This is a genomic window from Faecalibacterium sp. An122, from assembly GCF_002160895.1.
Classification (GTDB): Bacteria; Bacillota; Clostridia; order Oscillospirales; family Ruminococcaceae; genus Faecalibacterium.
On sequence record NZ_NFLL01000021.1, the window covers coordinates 30,210 to 47,150 of the forward strand.

Genomic DNA, 16,941 nt, shown 5'->3' on the forward strand with positions numbered 1-16,941 from the left:
GCACAAACCCTCTGGGAGGAGCAGAATGCTGGAACAGATTGTCCAAACAGCATACCGGGAATTCACCCTCCGCTTTTACCATGAGCTGTTCGCGCGGTTTCAGGACCAGGAGACCGGTCTGTCCGCGGCGGAGATCTTTGCAGCGGAGGCCATCCGCGCACTGGGAACCCCTACGGTCAACGAGTTCGCCGAGTTCATGCACGTCTCGACCCCCAACGCAGCCTATAAAATCAACAGTCTGGTCCGCAAGGGCTATGTGGAAAAGACCCGTTCCTCTCAGGACAAGCGGGAGTACCTGCTCCATGTGACCCGGAAATACGAGCTCTACTGCGGCGCAGGCGACCGCGTCCAGAGCGCCGTGGCCCGTATCCGGGAACGCTTCACCCCCGAGGAGTGCGCCAAGTTCGGCGAGATGCTCTCGGTCATCAGCGAGGAGCTGCTGCCCTACGATCCTACTTTTTCAGAGAAAAAGTAGGCAAGTTCCTTTTTCGAGAAAAAGGAACCAAAAAGCTTTTCAACTGGTACCGCTGACTGCTGTGGGCTTCACTAGGCCCTGCCGGCGGTAAGGTTTCAGCCGCTTTAGTAGGCTCCCGGGCTGCGCCCCGGTGAGTCCAGCGCTTTGTGTAGCCTGGTTTCCTCGTCCGGCACGTCCTGAAAAACCTGTAGATGAAACAACCCCCGCCCAAGATCAAGGGCGGGGGTGTTTTTGGTTTAGAGCCCCACGGGGGCGCGGCCACAGGCCGCAGGGGTTCCGCTATTGGGTGGTTGGGTGGGTTTAGATCATAAAAGGGTAGAGCGTAGCGGTTTCAAAGTCTGCGCCCTACAGCACCAAAAGACTCACCGAATCGCCAGCCCGCTGGGGCGGGCATGTGGTCTCAATCGGAGCGGCGGGCAAAAGCCGTTAAGAAAAAACCGGGCCGTCTTTTGTAAGCGCTCAAAGTTTTAACGAGCCAAGGCCGTCGCGTTTTTTTAGGCTTTTGCCCAGAGCGACCACTTCTTTTGGGTCCAGGGGTCTCCCCTGGTCGTTAGGGAGGGTAGGGAGTCCAGAGGGGGTAGGGAGGGGGAGTCGAAACCCCCTCCCTCCCCCTCTGGGCCTAGCGCAGCGGAAAAAGACGAAAAGGAAACAGAGGGTTAAAGGGCAGAGCGGCAACCCCCTAAAATTGTCACAAAGGGGCAGGGGAGGTTACCCCTCCCCCTGGCTCTGACTCTGCCGCCGCCGGGTGGCGGTGTCCTCAAAACAGAAGTAGGCCGGCTGGTGGCGGGACTGGGTGTATTCGAACAGCAGGCCGTCGGCGTCGAAGGTCAGGCTGGAAACCACCACCACCCCGTCGTAGTCGTCCAGGTCCAGCAGGGCCCGGTCCCGGGTGGTGGCGTGGTCCATGGTGACCCGGCGCTTGGTGGTGGTGATGCGGAGTTTTAAGTCTTTTTCGATGTAGTCGTAGATGGAGCCGGCGGCGATCTCGGCGGTGAGGCCGGGGATCATTTCCTGGGAAAAGTAGTTGCAGTCCAGGATCAGGGCCTTGCCGTCCAGATACCGCACCCGCTCGATGGCCCACAAAGGCTCGCCCACCATGAACCCGCTCTGGGAGGCCAGCCGCTCGTCCGCCACGGTGGGCTCAAAGCTCACCACCTTGGTCACCGCCCGCAGATGGTTGCGGGCCGCGGTCTCCCGGAAACTCTCGATCACACCGATCCGGAACGCCGTCCGTCCCACCGGCCGGTAAATCACCCGCACCCCTTTGCCCTGGATGGGCTGCAGGTATCCGTCCGACGTCAGGTCCGCCAGGGCCCGGCGCAGGGTGTTGCGGGCGCAGTCGTATTCCCGGATCAGCTCGCTCTCGGCGGGCAGCAGGGTCTGGTAGGGATAATCCAGGGCTTCGATCCGCTGCTTGATGCTGCGGTAGATCCCTTCGTATTTGGCTTTGGGCACCGTAATCAACCTCCCACATGTTCAGATGTTTGACCCTATTATACAGTGAATCCTTCCAAATTGCAAGAGCGCAGTTTGTGCCATGCTCTGAAAATGTCTGGTATCACGCATATTTTTGCGGGTTTCGATTGACTTTTTTGTCCGGAATGCTATACTTGCTCCAGAACGAAAACCTATTTGAACATGTTCGGACTTTTGAACATGTGGCACCAATCGAAGGAGGATGTTTTCATGGGCAAGTACCAAGAGGACGCAAAAGAGCTGCTGGCGGCCGTCGGCGGCAAAGAGAACATTGCGGCGGTGTCTCACTGCGTCACCCGGATGCGCTTTGTGCTCAACGACCCGGCCAAGGCGGATGTGCCCCGGATCGAGAAAATCAAGTCCGCCAAGGGTACCTTTACCCAGGCGGGCCAGTTCCAGGTCATCATCGGCAACACCGTGTCCGAGTTTTACAATGATTTCGTAGCGGTGTCGGGCATCGAGGGCGTCTCCAAGGAGGCGGTCAAGAGCGCCGCCAAGCAGAACCAGAACCGCCTGCAGAAGGTCATGAGCGCGCTGGCTGAGATCTTCGCCCCCCTGATCCCCGCCATCATCACCGGCGGCCTGATCCTGGGCTTCCGCAACTGCATCGACAGCCTGTACCTGTTCGAGGACGGCACCAAGACCCTGTGCGACATCAGCCAGTTCTGGAGCGGCGTGGACAGCTTCCTGTGGCTGATCGGTGAGGCCGTGTTCCATATGCTGCCGGTGGGCATCTGCTGGTCGGTGACCAAGAAAATGGGCACCACCCAGATCCTGGGCATCATCCTGGGCCTGACTCTGGTGTCCGGCCAGCTGCTCAACGCCTATTCGGTGGCCACCACCGCCGCCGCCGACATCCCCAAGTGGGACTTCGGCTTCATCCAGGTCAACATGATCGGCTACCAGGCCCAGGTGATCCCCGCCGTTCTGGCCGCCTTCACCCTGGTGTATCTGGAAAAGTTCTTCCGCAAAATCTGCCCCGCCGTCATCTCCATGATCGTGGTGCCCTTCTGCAGCCTGGTGCTGGCCGTCATGGCCGCCCACTTCGTCCTGGGCCCCATCGGCTGGACCATCGGCTCCGCCATCTCCTCGGTGGTGTACGCCGGCATTTCCGGCTCCTTCCGGGTGGTGTTCGGCGCCATCTTCGGCTTCATCTATGCGCCGCTGGTCATCACCGGCCTGCACCATATGTCCAACGCCATCGACCTGCAGCTGATCGCTGACTTCGGCGGCACCATGCTGTGGCCCATGATCGCCCTGTCCAACATCGCTCAGGGCTCCGCCGTTCTGGGCGTCATCTACCTCCAGCGCAAGAATGCCGACGCACAGGAAGTCAACGTCCCCGCCTGCATCTCCTGCTACCTGGGCGTCACCGAGCCTGCCATCTTCGGCGTCAACCTGAAGCTGAACTTCCCCTTCCTGTGCGGCATGATCGGCTCGGCCATCGCCGGCGTGGTCTGCACCGCCACCTCCACCACCGCCAACGCCATCGGCGTGGGCGGCCTGCCCGGCATCCTCTCCATCCAGCCCCAGTCCATGCTCAGCTTCGCTCTGTGCATGCTGATCGCTGTGGTGGTGCCCTTCGTCCTCACCGTCATCGTGGGCAAGAAGAAGCACGTGCAGTAATTCCAAAGCCATTTCCGACCCGCTCCCGCGGGCAGACAGGAACCATGATAAGAACATTTCGGCAAGATAAAGAAGGGATACGCGATGGCAAATTTCCAAGATAAAGTGGTGTATCAGATTTACCCCAAGTCCTTTTGCGACACCGACGGCGACGGCCTGGGCGACCTGCCCGGCGTCACCGCCAAACTGGACTACCTGAAAGACCTGGGTGTGGATTACCTGTGGCTGACCCCGTTTTTCCCCTCGCCCCAGCGGGACAACGGCTATGACGTGGCGGACTACCGGGCGGTAGACCCCCGGTTCGGCACCATGGAGGATCTGGAAACCCTCATCCGCGAGGCGGACAAGCGAGGCATCGGCCTGATGCTGGACATGGTGTTCAACCACACCTCCACCGACCACGAGTGGTTCCAGAAGGCCCTGGCCGGGTACAAGAAGTATCAGGATTACTACATCTTCAAGGACGGCACCCCCGACAAAATCCCCACCAACTGGGTGTCCAAGTTCGGCGGGCCGGCCTGGGAATACCTGCCCGGCCTGGGCAAGTGGTACCTGCACCTGTTCGACGTCAGCCAGGCCGACCTGAATTGGGAAAACCCGGCGGTGCGGGCCGAGCTGGCCGACATCCTGCGGTTCTGGCGGGAGAAGGGGATCAAGGGCTTCCGCTTCGACGTGGTGAACCTGATCTCCAAGCCCGAGGTCTTTGAGGACGACCACGAGGGGGACGGGCGGCGGTTCTACACCGACGGCCGCAACGTCCACCGGTATTTGCAGGAACTGGTGGCCGCCGGCGGCATCGACGGGATGATTACGGTGGGTGAGATGTCCTCCACCAGCCTGGAAAACTGCATCGGCTACACCAACCCCGACCGCCACGAGCTGACCATGAGCTTCAGCTTCCACCACCTGAAGGTGGACTACAAGAACGGGGACAAGTGGTCCCTGATGCCCCCCGACCGGATGGCCCTGAAAAACCTGTTCACCCTCTGGCAGGAGGGGATGCAGGCGGGTCACGGCTGGAACGCCCTTTTCTGGTGCAACCATGACCAGCCCCGGGCGGTGAGCCGCTTCGGCGACGAGGGCAAATACTGGAAGGAAAGCGCCAAGATGCTGGGCACCGCCACCCACATGATGCGGGGCACCCCCTACATCTACCAGGGCGAGGAAATCGGCATGACCAACGCCCACTACACCTCCATCGGCCAGTACCGGGACGTGGAGAGCCTGAACTACTACCAGATTCTCCAGCAGCAGGGCAAGACCGCCGCCGAGGCCCTGGAGATCCTGGCCCAGCGCAGCCGGGACAACGGCCGCACCCCCATGCAGTGGGACGGCACCGCCCACGCCGGTTTTACCACCGGCACCCCCTGGCTGGGGGAGGCGGACAACTATCCGGCCATCAACGCCGCCGCCCAGGTAAAGGACCCCGACTCGATTTTCAGCTACTACAAACAGCTGGTGGCCCTGCGCAAGCAGGAGCCGGTCATCAGCGGGGGACAGATCCAGTTCCTGTACAAGGACGACCCCGACCTGCTGGCCTATCGCCGGTGGAATGAGGACACCCAGCTTCTGGTGGTCTGCAACCTCACCGGCCACGACGCCCCCGTGACCCTGCCCGAGGGCTGGGCCGGCGCCGGCCTGCTGCTGGGGAACTATCCCGACGGCGGCAGCCGCACCAGCCTGCGCCCCTATGAGTGCTGGGTGCTCAAGAAGGGCTGATTTTTTCCGACATTTTCACACGCAACCATAGAACGGACCATAAGCAGAAACCGGACCGGTGCACCGAGGCACTGGTCCGGTTTTTGCGTCCTTCACTCAACAAAAAAGTCCCGGCCGGACGACATGTGCGTACGGCCGGGACACCTACAGGGAAATTTGCCGCAGAGAGTGTGCGAGGCCGCAAGGCCGAGTGCGCGGTTCTGCGGCAAATTTTGTCCCCAGGGGGATATTAGGGGGAAGGAATTTCTGTCACGCGTATGCGTGCAGAAATGGGTTCCCCCTAAAGCGTGTCGTTTTTCGACACGCTGCGGCGCTCCCGCCGGCGGGGCGCCGTTTTGGTTTTTTATTGGGCGTCTTTTTTGTCCTTGGGGTTGAGGTAGCGCCAGAGGGTGGTGCGGCTGATGCCCAGCCGCTTGGCCGCCAGGGTCTGGTTGCCGCCCACCGCGTCCAGGGTCTGGTGGACGGCGTTGAGGATGATTTCATCCAGGGTGCCGCCGGCGGCCGCAGGGCTGGACGCCGGCACAAGACCCTCGCTGTGGCAGGCCCGGCGCTCCCGGGCCAGCACCTCCGCCACCACGCTGCCCCGGATATAGGCCGAGTCGGTGAGGGTGGCCAGCTCCTGCAGCACCTGCTTGAACTGGGTGTAGTTGTTGGGCCATTCGTAATGGAGCAGCTGCTCGGTGGCCCGGGGGTCAAAGCCGATGATCTGCTTGCCCAGTTCGGCGTTGAGGCTGCTGAGGTAGAGGCTGGCCAGGGAGGGCAGCTCGTCCCGGCGGCTGCGGAGGCTGGGCAGCTGCAAAGTCAGACAGCCCAGCTGGCTGCGCAGGGCCTGGACCGGCTCGGGCAGGGGCTGGCCGTCGGCGCACACCGCCGAAAACAACAGCCGCACCCGGCGGGACAGGTTGGTCTCGGCGGCCACCGCCAGCAGTTCCTGCTGGCAGGGCCGGGCCAGCTGTTCCAGATGCTGAAAGTACACGGTGCAGCTGCCCTCGTTCAGGGGGGAGGCGTAGTGGTTGAACAGGTACTCCCAGTTTTTCTCGGTCATCAGGCTGCAGTCCACCACCGCCAGGGGGCTGTTCACCCGGGGGCTGCGCAGGTACAGCGCCCGGGCAATCTGTTCCTTGCCGGTGCCCACCTCACCCAGGATCATCACCGGCTGGCGGGTGGGGGCGATGGCGTTGACCTGTTCCTCCAGCATCCCCATGGCCCCGCTGATGCTGTAAAAGCTGTGCATGAACTGCTGGGCCGCCTCGGCCTCGTCGAAAAACCGCAGCCCGTTCTTGCTGGACCGCAGGGGGATCTGGCTCTGCTGGCAGTGGAAGGTGTAGCACTGCTCCCATCCGGCCCGCACCCGGTGGGCCGTCACCCGGGTGAACTCGCCCCCTTCGGTGTGGAAAAACCGCAGGGGGGACGCCGGGGGAATGTCGGGGATTTTCCGCCGCAGCAGGGCCAGCAGGTTCTCGGTGGGGGTCTCCCGGGCGGCGTAGACCAGTTTGCCCTCGCTGTCCAGGACGATGGTGTTGCCGCTGCGGGTCCGGGCCACCCCCTCCAAAAGCAGGTTCTGCCGGCGCATCTGCCGGAACCGGTCGCTGATCTGCACCGCCTGTTCAAAGGCGTCGTGGAGGCTCTCCACCCCCGAGGTGATCAGAAAGGCATCGAAACCCTTCTGCCGGGCCAGGGTGTGGGTCACCATGTCGCTGACCACCATCTTGTAGCCGCCCTCCCGCAGCCGGTCCAGGGCACGGTTGGTCTCGTCCATGCCGTGGATGGTGATGATGTCCATATCCAGCCGCAGCAGGTCGCACAGGGTGTGGGCCGGCTGGGTGATGCTGGGGAATCCCACGATGGCGTACAGGTTGGAGTAGTTCTCCGCCATCTTGATGGCACGCAATACGTCGTACACCGACAGCTGAATCGAAATCACCGGCAGGTCGGTCACCTCCCGGATGCGGTCGGCGGTGCCGCCGCGGGAGATGATGACATCGTAGTTGTCCAGCGGCACGCTGCGCACAATGGCGGCGCCCGCCTCCAGGTCGCCGGTGTAGGCGTCCAGCTGTATGTTGGGGAACTCCTCCGCCACCCGCTCCATGGCGGTCTGCATCCCGTCGTAGGGCGCAATGCCCAGGATATGCGTGACCTGTCCTTCCATCAATGAAACTCCTTTTCTGTGCACTTGTGCATCGTTCTGTATGTATTGTAGCATTTCTGGACGAAAAAGAAAGGGCGGAGGGGACTGTTTTGTTCTGAAATGAAACAACTTACGGAGCGGCACGGTGAAAAAAGAAGGAAACTATTTCAAATTGTGACAGTTTTGGGATGGCTCAGATTGTACCCGAGGGTCGATCGTGGTAAGCTTAAACCACAGAGCGGGGGCGCCGGCCCGGCGCATCCCCCAACAAGTTCCGGAGGTGGAGCATGATCACGCTACTGATCGTTGCAGACGATTTCACCGGTGCGCTGGACACAGGCGTCCAGCTGGCGGGCTGCGGCGCCCGGACCCGGGTGGTGACCGATCCGGCCTTTTCCTTTGAAAAGGCCCAGGACGCCGAAGTCCTGGTGATCGACGCCGAAACCCGGCATCTGCCCCCCAGCCAGGCCGCCGGCATCGTGGGAGACATTGTGGCCCGGGCGGCAGCCCAGAAGGTGCCTTACATCTATAAAAAGACCGATTCCGCCCTGCGGGGCAACGTGGGGGCCGAGCTGGGGGCCATGCTGGCCGCCAGCGGGGAAAAGGCCCTGCCTTTCCTGCCCGCCTACCCCCAGATGAACCGCCTGACCCGGGGCGGCGTCCATTACATCGAGGGGACGCCGGTGGCCCAGAGCGTGTTCGGGGTGGACCCCTTTGAGCCGGTGCGCCGGTCCCGGGTGGCGGATTTGATCGCCGCCCAGAGCAGCGTGACGGTCCACAGCGTCCCGGCCGACGCCCCCGTCCCGGCGGGGGAGGGAATCTACGTCTACGACGCGGAATCCCTGGAAGATCTGGAACAGGCCGGCCGCACCCTGATGGCCGCGGGCCGGCTGCATATTTCGGCGGGCTGCGCCGGGTTCGGCGCGGTGCTGCCGGGCCTGCTGGGCCTGGGACATCCCGAGCGGGTGGCCCGCCCCGAGCTGGACCGGCGGCTGCTGGTGGTCTGCGGCAGCGTCAACCCCATCACCCTGGCCCAGCTGGACCACGCCCAGCAGGCCGGCTTTGCCCGGCTGCGTCTGGCCCCCCGCCAGAAGCTTCAGCCCGGCTACTGGCACACCGGGGAAGGGGAGCAGGCCCTCCGCAAGATGGAGGAGGTCCTGAAAGACCATCCCCTGTGCATCATCGACAGCAACGACGCCGGGGGCAACCAGCCTACCGCCGCCTACGCCGAGGACCTGGGCTGCAGCCTGGAAACCATGCGGGTGCGGATCGCCTCCAGCCTGGGAGACCTGGTGGCGGGATTGTTCCGCAGCCCCCATCTGGGCACGCTGCTGCTGACCGGCGGCGACACCCTCCTGCAATGTATGCGCTGCGCCGGGGTCACCGAGCTGGAACCGGTGTGTGAAATGGAAAAAGGCGTGGTGCTGGCCCGGTTCACCTGCGACGGCTGCACCCGCCACGTCATCACCAAATCGGGAGGGTTTGGCCAGGCCACCCTCCTCACCGACCTGGCCGCCCGGCTGGCGGCCGGGGCCTGAACCTGCATCCCATCCACCCACACGAGAGAAAGGAAGAACACCATGATCTATCCCAAACTGCCTGGCCTCACCTGGGACGGCACCCTGTATCAGAACGACGAAATGGGCACCGTGGAAGCCCTCCTGCCCAACGGCGGCTATCCCACCGCCCACGCTCCCGCCATGGTGGAGCTGCCCGACGGCGATCTGCTGTGCTGCTGGTTCGCGGGCACCTATGAGGGCAGCGCCGACGTCCACATCATCTGCTCCCTGCTGCCCAAGGACGCCCCCGCCTGGCTGGAGCCGGTGGATATCTCGGGGGACCCCACCCGCAGCGAACAGAACCCCTCTCTGTTCTACGGCCCCGACGGGGCGGTCTGGGCCATGTACACCGCCCAGCTGGACCGCCAGGAGGGCAAGGACAATATGCAGTATACCGCCGTGGTCCGCTGCCAGAAGAGCTTTGACGGCGGCCGCACCTGGGGACCCTATGAGACGGTGTTCCCCGAGGAGGGCACCTTCTGCCGCCAGCCCATTCAGGTGCTGTCCAACGGCCGGTGGATCTTCTCCAACTGGCTGTGCACCGACTCGGCCGAGGGCCTGTCGGGGGACCCCACCGCCTTCCGCATCTCGGACGACGGGGGCAAGACCTGGCGGATGGTCATGATGCCGGGTAGCAACGGCCACGTGCACGCCAACGTCATCGAGCTGGAGCCGGGGCATCTGGTGGCCTTCATGCGCAACCGGGAGGCCTACCGCATCCACCGCAGCGAGTCCTTCGACTGGGGCGACACCTGGTCGGAGCCCAAGCCCACCCCGCTGCCCAACAACAATTCCAGCATCAGCGCGGTGAAGCTGGCCAGCGGCCGCATCGCCATCGCCTACAACCCCACCTGCACCCCCGACCCTCACCCCGGCAAGGCGGCATGGCCCGGCCTGCGGTGCCCGGTGGCGGTGGCCCTGTCCGAGGACGGGGGCCTGACCTTCCCCATCATTCGGTGGATGGAGCGGGGCGAGGGCTTCATGGGCGAGGAAAACCGCACCAACAACAAACAGTATGAGTACCCCTACATCATGCAGGGCAAGGACGGCGCCATCCATCTGGCCTACGCCGCCCGCACCCGCCAGGGGGTCAAGTACGTCCGGTTCCGGGAGGAGGACGTGCTGGGCGCGCGCCGGGAGCGTGTGGGCCTGTACAACCCCACCGCCGCCCAGGGCACCAAGTGAATCCCACCCAAAAGGTTTTTTGATACGAGAGGAGACTGAGAGGATATGCTGACCCAATACAATCTGAAAATGCCCCACGCCGTCTACGGCGGCGAAAACGCCATGGACAACATCACCGCCATCGTCAAGGCCCTGGGGGCCAAAAAGGTGGCTATGTTCACCGACAAAGGCATCGAGGGGGCGGGACTGTTCGCCCTGCCCGAGGATGCGGTGAAGGCCGCCGGGGTGGAGTACTACGTCCTGGACGAGCTGCCCCCCGAGCCCAGCTATATGGCGGTCCAGAAGCTGGTGGATGAGTTCAAGCACAGCGGGGCCGACCTGATTGTGGCCTGCGGCGGCGGCAGCGTCATGGACGCCGCCAAGCTGGCCAGCGTCCTGGTCACCGACGACTACGGCGTCAAGGAGCTGCTGGACCATCCCGGCATGGCCCAGAAGTGCGTGCCCATCGTCCTGATCCCCACCACCGCCGGCACCGGCGCCGAGGTCACCCCCAACGCCATCGTGGCCGTCCCCGAGAAGGAGCTGAAGGTGGGCATCGTCAACGAGCACATGATCGCCGACTACGTCATCCTGGACGCCCGGATGATCAAGAACCTGCCCCGGAAGATTGCCGCCGCCACCGGCGTGGACGCCCTGGCCCACTGCATTGAGTGCTTCACCAGCAACAAGGCCAACCCCTTCAGCGACCTGTACGCCCTGGAGGGCCTGGACCTGATCCTCAACAACATCGAGGCCGCCTGCGACGACCCCGAGGCCATGACCGAGAAGAACCGGATGCAGATCGCCGCCTACTACGGCGGCCTGGCCATCACCGCCTCCGGCACCACCGCCGTCCACGCCCTCAGCTACCCCCTGGGCGGCAAGTACCATATCGCCCACGGCGTCTCCAACGCCATCCTGCTGGCCCCCGTCATGCGGTTCAATGCCCAGGACCCCGCCGTGCGGGAGCGGCTGGCCGTGGCCTACGACCACTGCTGCCACGAGGAAAAGACCTGCACCACCGTGGAGGAAAAGGCAGCCTGGATCATCGCCCGCATCGAGCACATCGTCAAGCACCTGGACATCCCCACCAGCCTGAAGGAGTTCGGCGTCCCCGCCGAGGACCTGGAGGGCCTGGTCCAGGCCGGCATGCAGGTGCAGCGGCTGCTGGTGAACAATATGCGCACCATCACCCCCGACGACGCCCGCAAACTGTATCTGGAAGTCATGTGAGCGCACCGCGCCCATCATTTTGCGATGTAAAAAGGAGAGACTACCATGAAGGCTGTTGAAATCAAAGGCATCATCCCCCCGATCATTACCCCGATGAACGACGATGAATCCATCAATGTGGCCGAGCTGCGGGCCCAGGTCAACCGCCAGATCGAGGGCGGCGTCCACGCCATCTTCTGCTTCGGCACCAACGGCGAGGGCTATATCCTGAACGGCAAGGAGAAGGAACTGGTGCTGCGCACCGTCATCGAGGAGACCAACGGCCGGGTTCCCGTCTACGCCGGCACCGGCTGCATCTCCACCAAGGAGACCATCGAGCAGAGCAGGATGGCCCAGGCCCTGGGCGCCGACGTGCTGTCCATCATCACCCCCAGCTTTGCCGCCGCCAGCCAGAACGAGCTGTATGAGCATTACAAGGCGGTGGCCGAGGCGGTGGATATGCCCATCGTGCTGTACAACATCCCCGCCCGCACCGGCAACGCCCTGGCCCCCGCCACCGTGGCCCGTCTGGCCCAGATCGACAACATCGTGGGCGCCAAGGATTCCAGCGGCAACTTCGCCAACATCCTGGCCTACATCGACGCCGGCAACTCCAAGAAGAACGGCAAGTTCTCCACCCTGTCGGGCAACGACCAGCTGATCATCTGGAACCTGCTGGCCGGCGGCACCGGCGGCATCGCCGGCTGCGCCAACGTCTATCCCCACACCATGGCCTCCATCTACAACCTGTTCATGGAGGGCAAGATCGAGGAGGCCAAGGCCGCCAACGCCAGCATCGCATCCTTCCGCGCCTGCTTCAAGTACGGCAACCCCAACACCATCGTGAAAACCGCCGTGGCCATGCTGGGCTACAACGTGGGCAAGTGCCGCGCACCCTTCAACCAGGTGCCCGAGGAGGGCGTCAAGGCTCTGGAGAAGGTGCTGAAGGAGAACGCAGAGAAGGGCATGTGCTAAGAGCACTCCAGGGGGGACCCATTTCTGCCTGCATGCGCAGGTCAGAAATGCTTCCCCCCTGGTATCCCCCTTTCCGACAAAATTTCCCGGCGAACCGCGCACTCGGCCTATGGCCTCGCACACTCCCGCCGGAAAATTTCCCTGTCGGTGTCCGGCCTCAGGCACATGTCCTTCGGCCGGACGGATTAAAAATGGGGTGCCCGCTCCAACAGGCCCAATTTAAATCGGAGCGGCGGGCAAAAGCCGTTAAGAAAAACACCCGTGCCGCCGTTTGAGGCCCTGAAAGTTTCCATGGGCCAGGCATGACAGTGTTTTTTAGGCTTTTGCCCAGAGCGACCACTTCTTTTGGGTCCAGGAGTCAGTCCTCTTGCGCTTAGCCGATTTTTGCGGCGCGCCGCGGAGGGCGCTTGCAAAAACCGGAGCGCTGCGCCAGCTTCGGCCCGGCTGTTTCGTCCACTGGACGCGCCGGGCCAAAGCTGCCCTGGTCGTTAGGGAGGGTAGGGAGTCCAGAGGGCCTAGGGAGGGGGAGTCGAAACCCCCTCCCTGGCCCTCTGGCCCCAGCGGAGCGGACAAAGAGGAAAAAGAAACAGCGTGTTTAAGGTAGAGCAGAAACCAACAAAACACTGTAGATGATGATTGCATAAATGGAGAGATAGGAATATGACAAAACCCATTGTTGGCATCACCATGGGCGATCCTGCGGGCAACGGCCCCGAGATCACCGTCAAGGCCCTGGCCCATGGGGATATTTACGACCGGTGCCGGCCCATTGTGGTGGGCGACGCCAAAATGCTGGAACAGGCCAGGGGCTTTGTGGGCCGGCCGGATATCCGGATTCACCGCTGTGAAAAGGTCAGCGACGCCCTGTTCACCCCCGGCACCATCGACGTGCTGCATATGGAACTGATCCCCGATGTGGCCGCCTTTGAACTGGGCAAGGTGAGCGTGGAGGGCGGCAATGCGGCCTTCCAGTGCGTGAAAAAGGTCATCGAGCTGGCCATGGCCGGCGAGGTGGACGCCACCTGCACCAACGCCCTCAACAAGGAGGCCATGAACAAGGCTCTGGAGGCCGATGGCGGGGCTCATTCGGACGGCTATACCCATTTTGACGGCCATACCGAAATCTACGCCACCTACACCCACACCAAAAAGTACACCATGATGCTGGCCCACCACGACCTGCGTGTGGTGCACGTGTCCACCCATTGCTCCCTGCGGGAGGCCTGCGACCGGGTCAAGAAGGCCCGGGTGCTGGAGGTCATCGAGATCGCCCACCGCGCCTGCAAGGATATGGGGATCGAGAACCCCCGTGTGGCGGTGGCCGGCCTGAACCCCCACTGCGGCGAAAACGGCCTGTTCGGCACCGAGGAGATCCAGGAGATCAAGCCCGCCATCGAGGCCGCCAAGGCCGAGGGCATCAACGCCATTGGCCCCATCCCGCCCGACAGCGTGTTCAGCGAGGCGCTGGGCGGCTGGTATGATATCGTGGTCTGCATGTACCACGACCAGGGCCATATCCCCCTCAAGACCGTGGGCTTTGTCTACGACAGGGAAAAGCAGACCTGGAAGGCGGTGGAGGGCGTCAACGTCACCCTGGGCCTGCCCATCATCCGCACCAGCGTGGACCACGGCACCGGCTTCGCCCTGGCGGGCAAGGGCACCAGCAACGAGCTGAGCCTGGTGAACGCCATCGACTATGCCGTCCGCATGGCCCATGGCCGCGAAAAAGCATAAACCCATACCAAAAGCCGGAGGGCGGGGAGGAATCCCAGGCCCAGACTGTCAAAAAAGTCCCGGCCGGACGACATGTGCGTACGGCTGGGACACCTACAGGGAAATTTGCCGCAGAGAGTGTGCGAGGCCGCAAGGCCGAGTGCGCGGTTCTGCGGCAAATTTTGTCCCCAGGGGCAAACACAGCGACCGCGTCCTGTGGACGATACAGCGAGGTGTGCTTGGCGCAGTGCTCCAATTTTTACAAGGGCATTTATGCCCGCAGGAAAAATTGGCTAAGCACAAGAGGACAGCCGTCCAAATTTTCAAGCGGACTGCGTCCGGCGCAGAAAATTTGGGTAACGGCAACCCGGGGCAGCGCTCCAATTTTTACAAGAGCATTTATGCCCGCAGAAAAAATTGGTTAAGCACAAGAGGACAGCGGCCTGTCCTTTGCGGGGGCGCGGCGCCGCCCAAAGGAAAGCCGGGCGCCGCAGCCCGGGGCCGCATCCCGGCTTTGCAGGGGCCCGGCGGGGAAAATCCGGCCCGGACGGCCTCTGCGCCGCGGCCGGGGAGGAAAAAGGGCTCAACTTGACTGTTTTTTGGCCAGAGTGTCCAATAACTTTTGAGATATGGTTTGAAAAAAACAGGATTTGACGGTTTAGGTCTTGTTTTAGGTGGGGTTTTATGCTATTGTTATAGTACAGTACTGCGGGGTTTGGATGCCCTGCGGCGCAAAAACCGACACCACAATGCAGTAAACAGACGAGGAGGACATTTCGATGAAAAGCTATATATCCCGTCGTAATTTCCTGAAGGCCGCCGGTGCAGCCACCGGCGCAGCAGCGGCCCTGGGCCTGACTGCGGCCCCCCTGGGTGCAGACGCTTTCTATCCCCTGGTAGCGCCTGACAAGACCCCCATCACCATCCTGTACACCAACGATGTGCACACCTACATCGACAACGAGAGCCCGGATCTGACCTATGCTTCGATCGCTGCCCTGAAGCGGAGCTATGAGGATGCAGATATGGACGTGCTGCTGGTGGATGCCGGCGACCACATCCAGGGCACCGCCTACGGCGCCATGGACAAGGGCGCTTCCATCATCAAGCTGATGAATTCCGCCGGCTATGACCTGGCCACTCTGGGCAACCATGAGTTTGACTACGGCATGGACCGCATCATGACCATCGTCAACGAGGAAGCCGACTTCCCCTACGTCAGCTGCAACTTCAAGGACCTGCGCACCGGCAAGAAGGTGCTGCCCTCCATCAAGTATTTCTTCCGCGGCGGCCGGCTGCTGGCCTTCATCGGCGTCACCACCCCCGAGACCATCACCAAGTCCACCCCCGCCTACTTCATGAACGCCGACCAGACCGAGTACATCTACGGCATTGACGGCGGCGACGACGGCAAGGAGCTGTACAAGGCCGTTCAGAAGGCCATCGACGAGGCATGGCTGTACGCCGACTTCGTCATCGGCCTGGGCCACCTGGGCGTGGATGGTTCTTCGTCGCCCTGGACCAGCCGTGAGGTGATCCAGAACACGGTGGGCTTCAACGCCTTCATCGACGGCCACTCCCACACCGAGATGGCCGGCGAGATCGTCCGTGACGCCGAGGGCAACCCGGTGGTCCTGACCCAGACCGGCTGCTACATGGGCAACGTGGGCCGTATGGTCATCAACACCGACCGCGACTTCACCACCGAGCTGATTTCCTCCACCAACCTGCAGGTGGTCAACGAGACCAAGTTCCTCCAGACCGACTGGATCGCCGCCGTGGACGATATGCTGGGCGAGAAGATCGCTGCCAGCCCGGTGAACTTCTACATCAACGACCCCGTCACCGGCAAGCGCCTGATCCGCAGCCAGGAGACCAACATGGGCGACCTGGTGGCCGACGGCATCTATGCCTACTTCAACGAGATCGAGAAGCTGGACTGCGACATCGCCATCATGAACGGCGGCGGCATCCGTGCCGACGTGCCGGCAGGCGACTGGACCTACATGACCTGCAAGACGGTCAGCCCCTTCGGGAACGTGGCCTGCCTGATGTCGGTGACCGGCGCCCAGATCCAGAACGCTCTGGAGTTCGGCGCCCGGTTTGCGGGTTCGGGCCAGGAGAACGGCGGTTTCCTGCAGGTTGCAGGCGCCACCTATGAGATCCACACCGATCTGCCCAACACCGTCCAGACCGACGACCAGAACGTCTGGACCGGCCCTGCCACCGGCACGCCGCGGGTACAGAACGTCAAGATCTACAACCGCACCACCGGTACTTACGAGCCTCTGGATCCCAACCGCACCTACAACATGGCCGGCATGAACTACACCCTGCGCAGCCTGGGCGACGGCTTCGCCATGTTCGACGGCGCAACCCTGGTAAAGGATTACGTCTCGGAGGATTATCTGGTTCTGTCCAGCTACGCCATGCTGTTTGACGGCACCACCATCACCACCGCCAACAGCCCCCTGGCCGACTATCCCGGCTACCTGCTGGACTACGAGAACCCCTACGGCGCCGGCCGCATCCAACTTTTCTGAAGAAAAGTTGGCAAAAGACTTTTCAATGTGTACCATGAAGTTTCCGGGTCTCCGTAACTTCCGCGGAACATGTGCGTTTTAGCTCGCTCGTTACGTCTGGGGCTGCGCCCCGATGCGATGCAAAGCCCGTTTTGACCTGATTCGATTAACCGGTACACACTGAAAAACCTATAAAATACAACAACCCTCGCCTCATCTAGGGGCGGGGGTTGTTTTTGGTTTAGAGCCCCACGGGGGCAGCCGAGCCGACCGCGTTCAGTGAACGAAACAGGGAGGCGAGGCTGGCGCAGCGCTCCAATTTTCACAAGGGCGCACCGCCGCCCGCTGGGAAAATTGGCTAAGCGCAAGAGG

At 62.6% G+C, this 16,941-nt stretch carries 11 protein-coding genes; 9 read left to right on the forward strand and 2 right to left on the reverse strand.

Annotation, left to right across the window (positions count from 1 at the left end):
• Window positions 1-25 precede the first annotated feature (25 nt).
• Window positions 26-475: a MarR family transcriptional regulator gene (locus tag B5E67_RS11430; protein ID WP_087368749.1), complete on the forward strand. Its 450-nt coding sequence runs from the start codon at window positions 26-28 to the stop codon at window positions 473-475.
• Between the two features lie 708 nt (window positions 476-1,183).
• Here the strand turns inward: B5E67_RS11430 and treR are convergent.
• Window positions 1,184-1,930: a trehalose operon repressor gene (gene treR / locus B5E67_RS11435; protein WP_087385401.1), complete on the reverse strand. Its 747-nt coding sequence runs from the start codon at window positions 1,928-1,930 to the stop codon at window positions 1,184-1,186.
• 231 nt (window positions 1,931-2,161) lie between these two features.
• Here treR and treP point away from each other — a divergent pair, with 231 nt between their 5' ends.
• A complete protein-coding gene (treP, locus tag B5E67_RS11440; RefSeq protein WP_087366218.1) occupies window positions 2,162-3,577 on the forward strand; it encodes a PTS system trehalose-specific EIIBC component in 1,416 nt (471 codons plus the stop codon).
• Window positions 3,578-3,661: 84 nt separating this feature from the next.
• Window positions 3,662-5,296, forward strand: coding sequence for an alpha,alpha-phosphotrehalase (treC, locus tag B5E67_RS11445; protein ID WP_087385402.1), 1,635 nt, complete (start codon window positions 3,662-3,664; stop codon window positions 5,294-5,296).
• Between the two features lie 343 nt (window positions 5,297-5,639).
• Here treC and B5E67_RS11450 read toward each other — a convergent pair whose 3' ends face one another.
• A complete protein-coding gene (locus B5E67_RS11450; RefSeq protein ID WP_087385403.1) occupies window positions 5,640-7,445 on the reverse strand; it encodes a sigma-54-dependent transcriptional regulator in 1,806 nt (601 codons plus the stop codon).
• Between the two features lie 266 nt (window positions 7,446-7,711).
• On the opposite strand from B5E67_RS11450, the gene B5E67_RS11455 reads away from it, so the two are divergent.
• The 6 genes from B5E67_RS11455 to B5E67_RS11480 all read left to right on the forward strand — a co-directional run bounded on the left by B5E67_RS11455 (window position 7,712) and on the right by B5E67_RS11480 (window position 16,590).
• Window positions 7,712-8,962 (forward strand): four-carbon acid sugar kinase family protein, encoded by a 1,251-nt coding sequence (locus tag B5E67_RS11455; RefSeq protein WP_087385404.1) that lies wholly within the window; start codon window positions 7,712-7,714, stop codon window positions 8,960-8,962.
• A gap of 42 nt (window positions 8,963-9,004) precedes the next feature.
• Entirely contained in the window at window positions 9,005-10,168 is a 1,164-nt protein-coding gene (locus B5E67_RS11460; RefSeq protein WP_087385405.1) for a sialidase family protein, read from the forward strand.
• Window positions 10,169-10,213: 45 nt separating this feature from the next.
• Window positions 10,214-11,380 (forward strand): iron-containing alcohol dehydrogenase, encoded by a 1,167-nt coding sequence (locus tag B5E67_RS11465; protein WP_087385406.1) that lies wholly within the window; start codon window positions 10,214-10,216, stop codon window positions 11,378-11,380.
• Between the two features lie 45 nt (window positions 11,381-11,425).
• Window positions 11,426-12,334, forward strand: coding sequence for a 4-hydroxy-tetrahydrodipicolinate synthase (gene dapA, locus B5E67_RS11470; protein ID WP_087385407.1), 909 nt, complete (start codon window positions 11,426-11,428; stop codon window positions 12,332-12,334).
• 660 nt (window positions 12,335-12,994) lie between these two features.
• Window positions 12,995-14,068, forward strand: a complete 1,074-nt coding sequence (gene pdxA, locus B5E67_RS11475; RefSeq protein ID WP_087385408.1) for a 4-hydroxythreonine-4-phosphate dehydrogenase PdxA — start codon at window positions 12,995-12,997, stop codon at window positions 14,066-14,068.
• Between the two features lie 758 nt (window positions 14,069-14,826).
• Window positions 14,827-16,590 carry a bifunctional UDP-sugar hydrolase/5'-nucleotidase gene (locus B5E67_RS11480; protein WP_087385409.1) on the forward strand — a complete coding sequence of 588 codons (1,764 nt, stop codon included), beginning with the start codon at window positions 14,827-14,829 and terminating at the stop codon, window positions 16,588-16,590.
• Window positions 16,591-16,941: the final 351 nt, after the last annotated feature.

Bases quoted from the DNA above. Each gene is read 5' to 3' on its own strand.
- dapA (WP_087385407.1), top strand. From the start codon at position 11,426: ATGAAGGCTGTTGAAATCAAAGGCATCATCCCCCCGATCATTACCCCG.
- B5E67_RS11450 (WP_087385403.1), bottom strand. From the start codon at position 7,445: ATGGAAGGACAGGTCACGCATATCCTGGGCATTGCGCCCTACGACGGG.
- B5E67_RS11430 (WP_087368749.1), top strand. From the start codon at position 26: ATGCTGGAACAGATTGTCCAAACAGCATACCGGGAATTCACCCTCCGC.
- B5E67_RS11455 (WP_087385404.1), top strand. From the start codon at position 7,712: ATGATCACGCTACTGATCGTTGCAGACGATTTCACCGGTGCGCTGGAC.
- treC (WP_087385402.1), top strand. From the start codon at position 3,662: ATGGCAAATTTCCAAGATAAAGTGGTGTATCAGATTTACCCCAAGTCC.
- B5E67_RS11480 (WP_087385409.1), top strand. From the start codon at position 14,827: ATGAAAAGCTATATATCCCGTCGTAATTTCCTGAAGGCCGCCGGTGCA.
- pdxA (WP_087385408.1), top strand. From the start codon at position 12,995: ATGACAAAACCCATTGTTGGCATCACCATGGGCGATCCTGCGGGCAAC.
- B5E67_RS11465 (WP_087385406.1), top strand. From the start codon at position 10,214: ATGCTGACCCAATACAATCTGAAAATGCCCCACGCCGTCTACGGCGGC.
- B5E67_RS11460 (WP_087385405.1), top strand. From the start codon at position 9,005: ATGATCTATCCCAAACTGCCTGGCCTCACCTGGGACGGCACCCTGTAT.
- treP (WP_087366218.1), top strand. From the start codon at position 2,162: ATGGGCAAGTACCAAGAGGACGCAAAAGAGCTGCTGGCGGCCGTCGGC.